Annotated in this window: 13 protein-coding genes; 10 read left to right on the top strand and 3 right to left on the bottom strand. The window is 36.0% G+C overall.

What is annotated here, in order from left to right; translation table 11 throughout:
* The first annotated feature begins 41 nt into the window (after positions 1–41).
* From AC3RV6_RS11580 to rarD, 3 genes are all read left to right on the top strand, one after another.
* Positions 42–251: an alpha/beta-type small acid-soluble spore protein gene (locus AC3RV6_RS11580; RefSeq protein WP_489746194.1), complete on the top strand. Its 210-nt coding sequence runs from the start codon at positions 42–44 to the stop codon at positions 249–251.
* Between the two features lie 139 nt (positions 252–390).
* On the top strand, positions 391–1,962 hold the full coding sequence (gene mbcS / locus AC3RV6_RS11575) for an acyl-CoA synthetase MbcS (RefSeq protein ID WP_489746193.1): 1,572 nt from the start codon (positions 391–393) through the stop codon (positions 1,960–1,962).
* A 200-nt stretch (positions 1,963–2,162) separates the two neighbouring features.
* Complete coding sequence (gene rarD / locus AC3RV6_RS11570; RefSeq protein WP_489746192.1) at positions 2,163–3,068, top strand: EamA family transporter RarD; 906 nt, start codon at positions 2,163–2,165, stop codon at positions 3,066–3,068.
* Positions 3,069–3,130: 62 nt separating this feature from the next.
* On the opposite strand, the gene AC3RV6_RS11565 is transcribed toward rarD, so the two are convergent.
* Entirely contained in the window at positions 3,131–3,931 is an 801-nt protein-coding gene (locus tag AC3RV6_RS11565; RefSeq protein ID WP_489746191.1) for an NAD kinase, read from the bottom strand.
* A gap of 105 nt (positions 3,932–4,036) precedes the next feature.
* On the opposite strand from AC3RV6_RS11565, the gene sppA reads away from it, so the two are divergent.
* From sppA to AC3RV6_RS11540, 5 genes are all read left to right on the top strand, one after another.
* The gene (gene sppA / locus AC3RV6_RS11560; protein WP_489746190.1) at positions 4,037–5,041 is read left to right on the top strand and encodes a signal peptide peptidase SppA; all 1,005 of its coding nucleotides are present in this window, start codon (positions 4,037–4,039) and stop codon (positions 5,039–5,041) included.
* Between the two features lie 12 nt (positions 5,042–5,053).
* A complete protein-coding gene (locus AC3RV6_RS11555) occupies positions 5,054–5,590 on the top strand; it encodes an RDD family protein (protein WP_489746189.1) in 537 nt (178 codons plus the stop codon).
* Positions 5,591–5,674: 84 nt separating this feature from the next.
* On the top strand, positions 5,675–6,181 hold the full coding sequence (tpx, locus tag AC3RV6_RS11550; RefSeq protein ID WP_489746188.1) for a thiol peroxidase: 507 nt from the start codon (positions 5,675–5,677) through the stop codon (positions 6,179–6,181).
* A gap of 55 nt (positions 6,182–6,236) precedes the next feature.
* Entirely contained in the window at positions 6,237–7,151 is a 915-nt protein-coding gene (locus AC3RV6_RS11545) for a class I SAM-dependent methyltransferase (RefSeq protein WP_489746187.1), read from the top strand.
* 77 nt (positions 7,152–7,228) lie between these two features.
* Entirely contained in the window at positions 7,229–8,440 is a 1,212-nt protein-coding gene (locus AC3RV6_RS11540; protein ID WP_489749241.1) for an acetate kinase, read from the top strand.
* A 150-nt stretch (positions 8,441–8,590) separates the two neighbouring features.
* Here the strand turns inward: AC3RV6_RS11540 and AC3RV6_RS11535 are convergent, their stop codons facing one another.
* Positions 8,591–9,043 carry a universal stress protein gene (locus AC3RV6_RS11535; RefSeq protein ID WP_489746186.1) on the bottom strand — a complete coding sequence of 151 codons (453 nt, stop codon included), beginning with the start codon at positions 9,041–9,043 and terminating at the stop codon, positions 8,591–8,593.
* A 258-nt stretch (positions 9,044–9,301) separates the two neighbouring features.
* Here AC3RV6_RS11535 and ald point away from each other — a divergent pair, with 258 nt between their 5' ends.
* Positions 9,302–10,435: an alanine dehydrogenase gene (ald, locus tag AC3RV6_RS11530; RefSeq protein WP_489746185.1), complete on the top strand. Its 1,134-nt coding sequence runs from the start codon at positions 9,302–9,304 to the stop codon at positions 10,433–10,435.
* A gap of 123 nt (positions 10,436–10,558) precedes the next feature.
* Here ald and AC3RV6_RS11525 read toward each other — a convergent pair whose 3' ends face one another.
* A complete protein-coding gene (locus AC3RV6_RS11525) occupies positions 10,559–11,659 on the bottom strand; it encodes a M24 family metallopeptidase (RefSeq protein ID WP_489746184.1) in 1,101 nt (366 codons plus the stop codon).
* A 105-nt stretch (positions 11,660–11,764) separates the two neighbouring features.
* Here AC3RV6_RS11525 and AC3RV6_RS11520 point away from each other — a divergent pair, with 105 nt between their 5' ends.
* The gene (locus tag AC3RV6_RS11520) at positions 11,765–12,445 is read left to right on the top strand and encodes a metal-dependent hydrolase (protein WP_489746183.1); all 681 of its coding nucleotides are present in this window, start codon (positions 11,765–11,767) and stop codon (positions 12,443–12,445) included.
* Positions 12,446–12,506: the final 61 nt, after the last annotated feature.

The raw sequence follows: 12,506 nt of genomic DNA, 5'->3' as shown, positions 1-12,506 counted from the left end.
TCCGAATCAGCGCATTCTATATTCACAAGGAGGTGTTACTTATGCCAAACTCAAATAGCGGCAACAACTCGAACCAACTTTTAGTTCCAGGAGTTAGACAAGCACTTGACCAAATGAAGTATGAAATTGCACAAGAATTTGGAGTGCAAATGGGACCAGATGCTTCATCGCGTGCCAACGGATCCGTCGGCGGAGAAATTACAAAGCGATTAGTGCGTCAGGCTCAACAACAAATGAATGGAAATAAATAACATTAAAAATTAAAAAGGCTGTTCCGGTTATTATAAACCGGAGCAGTTTTTTTATGTGCAAAATATATGTAATATTTTTTTGAATTATTCGACTCTTATTAGTATAATGAAAGTGAGAATTAAAATAGGGGGAATTTTAATGAATAGAGAAGAGTTACTCGCGCCTGGAAACTATAATATGGTTAGTGAAATCGAAAAGTATGCGAATGGTAATGGAATGAATGCGCTTATTTACATAAACACTTATGGGGAAAAAAAAGAAGTATCATATGATCAATTAATTGAAATGTCTAATCGAGTAGCAAACGTTTTTATAGAAAATGGTCTTAAAAAAGGTGATGTAGTTTTAGCGATGGTCCCACGTTTAATTGAAGCCTATGTAACATATATAGGGGCTTTAAAGGCTGGGATTGTGGTGATACCTAGTTCGGAAATGCTGCGTCCTTCAGATATTGAATATAGATTAACTCATAGTGGAGCGGCGGCAATAGTTTCTTATGATATGTTTTCAAGTCAATTTGACGAGGTTGAAAACCTAGAAGGTATACAACATTTTGTTATTGGAAATGCAATGAAAGGTCAAATATCTTTGACTGAGCAAATGGAAAATGTATCGCCGGATTTTGAATCTGCTGAAACAAAAAGTACTGACATTGCATTTCTTTCCTACACATCTGGCACAACAGGCGCTCCAAAAGGTGTTATTCATACCCATTCATGGGGATATGCTCATTTAAGGACAGCGGGTGTAAATTGGCTTGGAATTAAAGAAAAAGATGTCGTATGGGCAACAGCAGCACCTGGATGGCAGAAATGGATTTGGACACCTTTCTTATCAGTTCTTGGTAGCGGTGCCACTGGATTAGTTTACGGAGGTAAATTTGATGCTAAAACTTATTTTGACTTAATAAAAGAAAATAAAGTGAATGTATTATGTTGTACGCCTACGGAATATCGTTTTTTAGCAACAGCAGATAATTTAGCGCAATATGATTTAACATCCATCCGAAGTGCGGTTTCAGCTGGAGAGCCACTAAATCGGGAAGTAATCGAGGTTTTCGAAAAAAACTTTGCATTAGATGTTAGAGATGGTTATGGTCAGACCGAAAATACATTACTAGTAGGCACGATGCTTGGTATGGCGTCAAGGCCTGGATCAATGGGTAAACCAACGCCTGGAAATCGTGTTGAAATTATAGATGATAATGGAGAAATTACGGCTATCGATGAAGTTGGTGATATTGCTGTTCATATATCAACACCTGCATTATTTAAAGAGTATTTAAACGACCCAGAACGAACAAGTATGCAGTTCAGAGGAGAATATTATGTAACAGGTGACCGTGCAAAAATTGATGAGGATGGTTACTTTTGGTTTGAAGGTCGAGGTGATGACATTATTGTGAGTTCTGGTTATACGATTGGGCCATTTGAAGTAGAAGATGCTTTATTAAGACATACGGCAATTCGCGAGTGCGCTGTTGTTGCTAGTCCGGATCCTGTTCGCGGAAATATTGTGAAAGCATATATCGTACTAAGAGATACAACAAGAAAAGAAGAAGAAGGTTTAATCAAAGAGTTGCAAGATCACGTGAAAAATTTAACTGCACCATATAAATATCCGAGGGTAATCGAGTTTATAGATGAATTACCAAAAACCGCTTCAGGAAAAATTATGCGCGTTGAACTTCGGAATAGAGAGAAATATTAAATTTAACTGGTCAATAAAAGAACCGTTAAAATAAAAAAATGAGAAATAGAGTTAATAAAAAATCGCTTTTATTTGTCATTCTTTTTGACATCTAGAAGCGTTTTTTTATCTTTTCAAAACCGATATGTCTTTACTGATAGTATATAAGGATCTATAATGAATAAATGTTTCGAGTACCTAACAATCGGAGGGATATCGTTGTGGAAAAAGGAAAAAACGGTGTCCCTTGGGCAATTACGGCGTATATTATTTGGGGTCTATTACCAATCTATTGGAAATCACTGGCGCATGTATCAAGTGAGGAAATATTACTTAGCCGAATAATATGGGCATTTATATTAACTGTTTTATTAATTTTAATCATGAAGAATGGCAATTTATTGATTACGGATTTGAAAAATCTTTGGAAATCAAAACGTAGCTTTTGGTCACTATTTGCTGCATCTATTTTAATATCCGTTAATTGGTTTATATACATTTGGGCTGTAAATCACGACTTTCTTGTTCAAACGAGCTTGGGTTATTATATTAATCCGCTCATACTAGTACTTCTTGGTATCATTTTTTTAAAAGAAAATTTATCTCGCGCACAACAGTTATCATTTATACTAGCTACAATAGGTGTTGTCATACTAACGATATCCTATAGTACTTTCCCGTGGATTTCTTTCTCGCTCGCTATAAGTTTTGCGTTATACGGTCTATTGAAAAAGCAAATCAAACTCGATGCACTTCGCGGTATGGCAATTGAGACATTATTTATTGTGCCGATAGCTCTTGGTTATTATGTATGGCTTTATATGAGTGATCAAGTCGTCTTTCTCCAGGGGGATTTAAATACGAATGTACTACTAATTTTAACTGGCGTAGCAACCGCGGTTCCACTTGTGTTATTTGCTTTAGGTGCCCAAAGAATGCCGCTTTATATGGTTGGTTTTTTACAATACATAGCCCCGACATTGATGCTGTTTATTGGTGTGATTATTTACAAAGAAAACTTTGGGAAAGTGGATTTGATTTCATTTATATTCATTTGGTCTGCACTTGTTTTATTTACAGCATCGAAGGTATTAGAAGCTCTAAAGATGAAAAAAAGTCATCCATAATTGGATGACATTTTTGGGGAAAGGTTTTAATAAATTATTATGAGATAATATCAGCATATGTATTATAAAAAAATGCGCTGTACTTTTTCCCAAAAAGAATTATCTTTTAGTTTAAGGGTTTTAATGACTTTATCACTAAGTTCGATTTCGATTTTCTCAACTGAACGTATACCAAAGGCTTCATTATCAGCCGCCATTGATGGAAAATGATTGCTGTCTTGTTGAACGTGGAGGCTTAATTTTCGCTCTCCGCTTAAAATAAATGAAGAGCCTAATGTTCTAAACTTGTTGCTGTTGACTGAAGCGAGCTCTGTTACTTGAAAGCAAGAGAGTAATGGATCAACTACAGCGCCATGCATGGACTTGTTATAAGCTGTACTACCAGATGGAGTTGAAATAATTAAGCCGTCACCAAGAAATGACTCAAATTTTTTATCGTCAATGTCTACATCAATTACAAGTGTTCTGAAAATATTAGATCGAATGCTGAATTCGTTTAAGCAAAAAAATGGACGATGGTTATCAATAGTAACTTCAATAAGTGGATAATCTCTAACCTCAAGTTCGGCATTTTTAATAGTATTCATCATCTCTGACAGATTGCTGTAATAAAAATCACAATAAAGTCCATGATTGCCAGTAGTTGAAACACCTGCATATAAACAATCTTGACGGAAACCTGTTTTTTGAACTGCTTGTAAAAATGCGCCATCGCTGCCAATACTAATAATGATATTTGCATCACTATGACTATTTGTTATCGAAAATCCTTCTTGATTTAGTGCGTCTTCTACTGCAGATTTTTTTTCGAGAGATTCTTCATCTTGTTTACTAAAAACAAAAATATTTTTGCGTTTGACCAAATCAGACACCTCTTTCAAATGATTTAATACTATTTTAACATGAAATGAAACATTTTGTTCCATATAATCGTATAGAATACTATATTCGTAAGGGAGGAATTTTACATGACAATGAAACGATGGATTGCGATAATTGTTGCGGCAACATTAATAGTTGTTTCAATCGGAGTTAATTCATTATCTTATTTATTTACAAGGGATTTTACTGGGTTTATGGAGGGCATAACTTCAGAGGCTGGATATACTGAAACTATTATTGAAGAAGGTATTGGGAAAGATAGAATAGCGGTTGTTAACCTTGACGGCGTTATACAGGATACTGGAAATGTTTCCTCGCTATTTTCATCAGGATATAATCATCAATTTTTCATGAAGCAATTAAGTGCAATTTATGATGACCCAACTGTTAAAGGTGTTGTTTTGAAAGTGAATTCACCTGGTGGGGGTGTGGTGGAATCTGCTGATATTTATGATGAATTAATTGCAATTCAAGAAGAAAGAGAAATTCCACTTTACATTTCAATGGGTGGGATGGCAGCTTCAGGTGGATATTATGTGTCCGCTCCAGCAGATAAGATATTTGTTAACCGTGAAACAATTACAGGTTCAATAGGCGTTATTATGGAAAGTATTAATTACGCTAAATTAGCCGATAAATACGGTATTGATTTTAATACGATTAAAACAGGTCCATATAAAGACATCATGAGTCCATCGCGTGAAATGACAGATGAGGAAAGAGCTATGTTGCAGGAAATGATTAACGACTCTTATGAGCGTTTTGTCGAAATTATAGCAGATGGTCGAAATATGACGACGGCCGAAGTAAAAAAAGTTGCGGATGGTCGGATTATGAATGGCCGTCAAGCGATAGAAGCAGGTCTTGCTGACGACTTTGGAAAGGCACAAGATGTTATCGATGCTATGCGAGAAGATTACGATCTTGAAGATGCAACTGTTTTTGAATATTCAAATGAAAGTTTCAGCTCAATGTTTGGTGTCAAAGCACAATCACTATTTGGTGGAACTTCAATTGAAAATGAGTTAATTGGAAAATTACTTGCAGATTATAATTCCCCACGCATGATGTATTTATATGGTGAAAAATAAGGAGGGATAGACATGTCGGAATACAGTGAGTTTCAAATGAGTCCTGTCTTGGGAACCCTTTCTAGTGAACAGATTCAACCAATAGATACAAGGGAGCCAGTTCGTTATCAACCCAAATTAGCAGGTTTTTGGATTCGGTTTTGGGCCTATTCAATTGATTTAATTGTTCTTTATGCAATTAGTGGTCTCCTAATTAAACCGATTTTCAGAATAGCAGGATTAAACATCTCAAATCCTGCATTCTTGTTTTTCACACCATATAAAATAACTGCGCTTATTTTATTATTCGCTTATTTTATTATTATGACAAAGTACTTCAAGCAAACTGTCGGGAAGATGATCCTGGGAATTAAAGTTGTTCCGCAAATAGGGGAAGAACTTACTTGGAGTTCGCTCATTTTCCGTGAGGTTATTGGTCGGTTTATTTCAAAAATCTTATTAATCCCTTATTTACTTGTTATTTTTATGCCTAAAAAAGAAGCGCTGCATGATCTTTTTGCAGATACCTTAGTCGTGCATGAATATGCTTACGAAAAACAAGATATATGACTTTCTTCCATTTATTCAAGTAGAACAGTTGCATGTAGGTATTGGAATTTAGTAAGATGATAGTAGAATTGGAGGCGTAATTTAATGGCTAAAGTTACATTTCACAACAATCCCGTTACATTATTAGGAAATGAAGTAAATGTTGGTGACGCAGCACCGGAGTTTTCAGTGTTATCAAATGATTTGAGTCCTGTAACACTTGCTGATTCCAAAGGGCAGGTACGACTCATAAGTGTTGTCCCTTCTATTGACACTGGTGTTTGTGCTAAGCAGACGCGTACATTTAATGAAGCTGCATCTGCACTAAGTGATGATGTGAAAATACTTACGATATCAGTCGACCTTCCATTTGCTCAAGCAAGATGGTGCGGAGCTGAAGGGATTGACGCGGTCCAGACTTTGTCAGACCATCGCGATTTGTCGTTCGGTGAAGCTTATGGTGTAGTTATTAAGGAACTTCGATTACTTGCACGCTCAATTTTTGTCATCGATAAAGATGATAAGGTTGCGTACGTTGAATACGTATCGGAAGTAACAGATCATCCTAATTATGATAAAGCTTTAGAAGTTGTAAAAAAATTAACAAAATAATTATTAAAGCTCACTCGTGTGTTGAGTGAGCTTTATCAGTTAAAGGATGCTGGAAATGACAGAAGCAGAAAAAGTTTTCACATATATAGATACATATGCAGAGTCAAAAGAGTCACTATATCTTGAATCAATTATTGAGGTTTGTAATAAATGGCTTTTGAATGACGGGGCAGAGGAAGTTGCTGGCGTAACATCTAAAGAAGATATCCGCAGAGGCATTCAATTGGCAATTTTAAAAGGGATGCAAAAAAATGCCCAACCAAATCATCAAATGACACCTGATTCAATCGGTATGCTAATTGGTCATTTAGCAGGAAAACTTATGGAAAATCGGAAAAACATTGTACTTTTAGATCCAGCAGTTGGTACGGGAAATTTACTTTATACTGTGATGAATACAATTGGCCAAGATATAAGTGCTAATGCCGTTGAGATTGATGAGCTGCTTGTCAGATTGGCTGCAATAACAGCGGAATTAATTGAGCATCCAGTTAACTTTCTAGTTCAAGATGCATTACGCCCGCTTTTCATAGACCCAGTTGATATAGTAGTGAGTGATTTACCAGTAGGTTATTATCCGGATGATGATAATGGTGCTAATTATGAGCTTATGCCTGAAGAAAATCATGCTTATGCCCATCATTTGTTTATTGAGCAATCAATGAAACATACTAAACCGGGTGGCTATGCAATTTTTATTGTCCCGGAAAATTTATTTGAATCTAGTCAATCTCCAAAACTCCAGTTATACTTAAAAAGAAAAACAATAATACGTGCAATTATTCAATTACCAATGTCACTTTTTAAAAACGCTTCTCATGCAAAAAGTATTTTGATTTTACAAAAGCCTTATCATGAGATGAAAGCGACGCCGGAAGTACTAGTGGCTCGTGTACCAGACATGAAAGATAAACGAGCGTTGGGATTATTTCTTCAAGAGATTGACAGTTGGGCGAGTAAGAAAGAGTGACTTTTGTCATTTTTTTCTCTAGTAAGTTTTGTAAACGCTTTAATTTCTAATGCACATATTAAAAGGAGGCGCTTAATATTCCAATTATTTTAGCGATAAACGCAGGTAGTTCATCTTTAAAGTTCCAATTACTTGATATGCCTAGTGAGCGTGTAACAGCGAAGGGACAAATTGAAAGAATAGGTTTATCAAACTCGGTTTTTTCGATTACAACAGAACACGGAAAAACGAAAAAAACAGAAGATATTAACAATCATTCTGAAGCCGCGGCAATGCTTTTAGAAATGCTTTTAAGTGAAGGCGCCGTAAATTCATATGATGAAATTGATGGCATAGGCCATCGAGTCGTTCACGGTGGAGAGATATTTAGTGATTCTGTACTTATTACAGATGATATTGTCAATAGTCTTGTAGAATTATCAAATTTAGCACCTTTACATAACCCGGCTAATATTGTTGGAATAAAAGCTTTTAAGAGTGCTTTACCAAATGTACCTGCTGTGGGAATTTTTGATACAGCATTTCACCAAACGATGCCAGAAAGTTCGTTTTTATATCCTTTGTCAATTGAGTATTATGAAAAGTATGGTATTCGTAAATATGGTTTTCATGGGACTAGTCATAAATATGTAACTGAAAGAGCTGCTGAAATCCTATCACGTCCACTTGAAACGACTAGGCTCATTTCTTGTCATATTGGTAATGGAGTGAGTATTGCAGCAGTTGAGGGTGGTAAGTCAATAGATACTTCAATGGGCTTTACTCCACTTGCAGGAGTCACAATGGGTACACGCTCAGGGGATATAGATCCTGCCATAATTCCTTATCTTATGGAACAGACTGAAAAATCAGCGGAAGAAGTAATAGATATTCTTAATCAGAAGTCTGGCATGTTAGCTTTATCTGGATTTTCTAGTGATTTAAGAGATATAGAAACAGAAGCAGCTAAAGGGAATAAACGTGCACAGCTGGCATTAGATGTTTTTGCGGATAGAATCCATAGGTATATAGGTTCTTATGCTGCTAAAATGGGTGGTGTTGATGCCATTATATTTACCGCTGGAATTGGAGAAAATTCAAATTTGATTCGTGAAAAAGTGCTTGAAGGTCTTGAGTTTATGGGTGTTTATATGGATTCTGATTTAAATACTATTATTGGAAAAGAAGGATACATTAGTTATCCATATTCGCCAGTTAAAGTGCTTGTAATTCCGACGAATGAAGAAGTCATGTTGGCGCGTGATACAGTACGCGTTGCGAGTTTATATACTGAGAATATTTCAAGTTAAAATACTAGTTTAACAATCATTAAGTATTTTCCTATATGGTTCGTGAGTTGCCTTCTTCAATCTCAATCATTGGTATTTACTGCTGCGAACAATGATGTTTGATATAGAAAAAACGAGTCACCCTAAATGCTGGGTGACTCGTTTTTTGATTTATACTGTCTGTTCTGGCGTACGAACAACAAGAACGTCACATTTAGCAGAACGGACAATATTCTCTGAGACGCTTCCAATAAGGAAACGCTCAACAGTATTTAATCCAGTTGCACCACAAATAATTAAATCAGCTTCTACTTTTTTTGAAAGCTCTCGTGAAATCATTGTTTTAGGAGAACCATAGTCAACGATAACGTTAACTTTTTCAACACCAGCAGCATTGGCTTCTTGTTTGTATTCTTCTAACAACTCTAAAGCAAATGATTGTGCACGTTCTGCAATAGAGCGATCATAAGCCTCTACAGCCGCATAAGAACGTGTGTCAATAATGTTAACCAAATTTAGTGTTGCATTATTTCTTTCAGCAATTCCGATAGATTTTTTAAACGCCCATTTTGATTCAGCAGAACCATCTACTGCAACTAGAATTTGTTTATATACTAAAGTCATATAAATTCCCTCCAAATTTTTATTTAAGTTATTACTATATACTAATTCTATATTTGTGAATGAAAACCCTTTATTATTTACAAATATAAAAAAACTGCTACAATTTCGACAGGATTCTACAAAAAGAAGATTTATAATTCTCTATATTATTAATTTTTAATGCAAGCATTATAGAGGTTTATCTGTTAAAGTGAAAGTAAGCTGGGGTGAAAAAAGCCTTAAGCATTCTCGCAAATTATTTAAATAGGAGGGTATTTTATGATTATCGGTGTTCCCAAAGAAATTTTAAACAATGAGAATCGCGTTGCAATGACGCCTGCAGGAACTTTTACTTTAAATTCAGCAGGTCACGAAGTCCTTATCCAGACTGGGGCTGGACTAGGGTCTAGTTTTACAGATGAAGAGTATATCGAGGCTGGTGCGAAAATTGTCGCTACGGCTGAAGAAGCATGGAATGCAGATATGGTAATGAAAGTGAAAGAACCTAAGTCTTCGGAATACGGATTCTTTCGTGAAGGACAAATCATTTTCACTTATTTCCATCTAGCTCAAGAAGAAAGCCTAACGAAAGCATTAATTGAAAAGAAAGTTACCGGAATTGCGTATGAAACTGTGCAGCTTCCGAACAATACACTGCCTTTACTTGCACCTATGAGTGAAGTTGCAGGCCGAATGGCAACACAAATTGGAGCACAATTTTTACAAAAAACGAATGGTGGATTAGGTATTCTACTTGGTGGTATTCCTGGCGTTTCTCGGGGTAAAGTAACTGTTATTGGTGGCGGTATGGCTGGAACGAATGCTGCGCGTGTTGCAATTGGTATGGGTGCACTTGTTACAGTAATTGATCTATCTGTTGATAGACTTCGACAGTTAGAAGATATTTTTGGAAATGATGTTCAAACGCTCGTTTCAAATCCATTTAATATTGCAGAAGCTGTAAAAGATGCTGATCTTGTTGTAGGTGCTGTACTTATTCCAGGTGCTAGAGCACCGAAACTCGTTTCAGAAGAAATGGTTAAATCGATGAAACCGGGTTCAGTTCTTGTAGATATTGCAATTGACCAAGGTGGAATTTTTGAAACTTCCGATAGAATCACAACACATGATGAGCCAACATATGAAAAGTATGGTGTTGTTCATTATGCTGTTGCAAATATGCCGGGAGCAGTTCCGAGAACAGCGACAATTGGTCTAACAAATAATACGGCTCACTATGCGTTGCAAATTGCAAATAAGGGTGTTAAACAAGCTTGTCTTGATAATATACCACTTCAAAAAGGACTAAATACTTTTGATGGTAATATAACATATAAAGCCGTAGCAGAAGCGCATGGTCTTGAGTATGTATCAGCAGATTCGCTTCTTAAAGAAGCGTTGCTTAGTAAATAAATACCTATAAAGCATAAAGAAATAGCTGTCTGCGCAAAATGCGCGGACAGCTATTTCTTTAACTTTATAAGTTGAAATGAAAAAGTTGATTTAATAAATCCTTGTCTTAGATATTACCTCAACTTAAATTGGGTTTATGATTTGTAGTTCTTTAGGGAACTTTGTGAGCACTTCCACGCCGTCATTCGTAACGACAACATCGTCTTCAATTCTAACGCCAGTAATTTCTGGATGGTAAATACCTGGTTCAATTGTGAAGACCATACCTTCTTTTAAAATAAAATCATTTGTAGCGGTTATTGAGGGATATTCATGGACAGAAATCCCTAGTCCGTGGCCGAGTCGATGTGTGAAATAGTTACCATATCCTGCTTCTGTGATGATCTCGCGTGCAGCATTATCAAGTTCGGCAGCATTAACGCCTGGTTTAACTAAATCAATCGCAGCCTGTTCAGCACTTCTTACAGTTTCATAGATTTCGCGCATAGCTACTGTAGGTTCTCCGAATGCTACCGTTCTAGTAATGTCTGAACAATAGCCATTGTAAATGACGCCTAAATCAAACAAGATAAAATCGCCTCGTTGAATTTTCCGACTGCCAGGGGTTCCATGAGGAGAAGCTGTTTTAAGTCCGGAAAGTACCATTGTATCAAAGGACATCTTTTGAACGCCTTTCTTCTTTAATTCAAATTCAATTGCCATAAGCACCTCGAGTTCCGTTATACCCTCTTTAATTTCCCTGCAACCGACCCCAATTGCAAAATCAGCTAGTTGTGCTGCGATTCTCATGTTTTTTATTTCATCTTCTGTTTTAATGACTCGCATATCATTTAAAAGCGTGTCAAATTGATAGAATTTCGACCCTTCAAATAGACTTGATAGAATTTCGAACCGTTCGACAGTAATATGAGATTTTTCAATTGCTATCGATACGTCATTTAGATTACGCTTAGTTATTTCACTATGGATAATGGTCCATGGGTTTTCTGTGTCTGAGTAGCCGACTACTTTATAAGGCCAGTTAGTTGCGAGTACGTCTGGTACTTCCATTTCTGGACAAATTAAGAATGGTTCGGCATCTTTAAAAACAAGTACACCGAGTATTCTTTCGTGGGGATTGCTACTGAAGCCGGAGACATAAAATACATTATCTGGTGTTGAAATGAATGCTACCTCTATATTTCCACTTCGCAAAAATTTTTTTATTTTATTTATTTTAGACAATATTATTACCTCCTTTGAATTAATTTAATTATAACTAAGTAGGGAGGTTATCGACAATGTTATGAATCTTGTTATAATAGAAGAAAGATGAATGGAGGTAATTAAATGCAAATTTCATATCATGGACATTCTGTTGTTAAAATTAAAACGGGTGACTATACAATTTTAATTGATCCATTTATTACCGGAAACAAGTTAACAGACCTGGTTGTAGAAAATGAAAAGCCTGATGTTATTTTATTAACACATGGACATAATGACCACGTTGGGGATACAGTTCAAATTGCTAAAGAATGTAATGCTTTAGTTGTTGCTCCCAATGAACTTGCGAATTATTTAAGTCTTCAGGATGTTCAAACGCATGGCATGAATTTAGGTGGTGCTAAAAAGTTTGATTTTGGAGAAGTAAAGTTTACTAAAGCATTCCATAGTTCTTCATTTACAACTGAAGATAATGAATTTATTTATACTGGAATGCCGGCTGGTATTTTATTTACTGCTGAAGGTAAAACTATTTATCATGCTGGAGATACTTCTTTATTTGGCGATATGGAATTAATTGGTAAACGTCATCCGATTGATGTTGCCTTCCTTCCGATTGGCGATAATTTTACAATGGGACCTGAAGATGCAGCATATGCGGTTGAATTATTGAATCCAAAGTTGACCGTTCCAGTTCATTACGACACGTTTCCTCCTATTGAACAAGACCCGGAAATATTTAAAGGACTTGTTGAGAATCATCCAGTTAAAATAATGAAAGCTGGAGATATATTAAACTGTTAAGACACTTGTTCGCGTGGATATTTTAATAGTCCACGCTAAACTGTTATTATTATACTTTGTG

This window comes from Sporosarcina sp. So3-204, from assembly GCF_058068165.1.
This window is presented reverse-complemented; position numbering and strand designations above follow the sequence as displayed.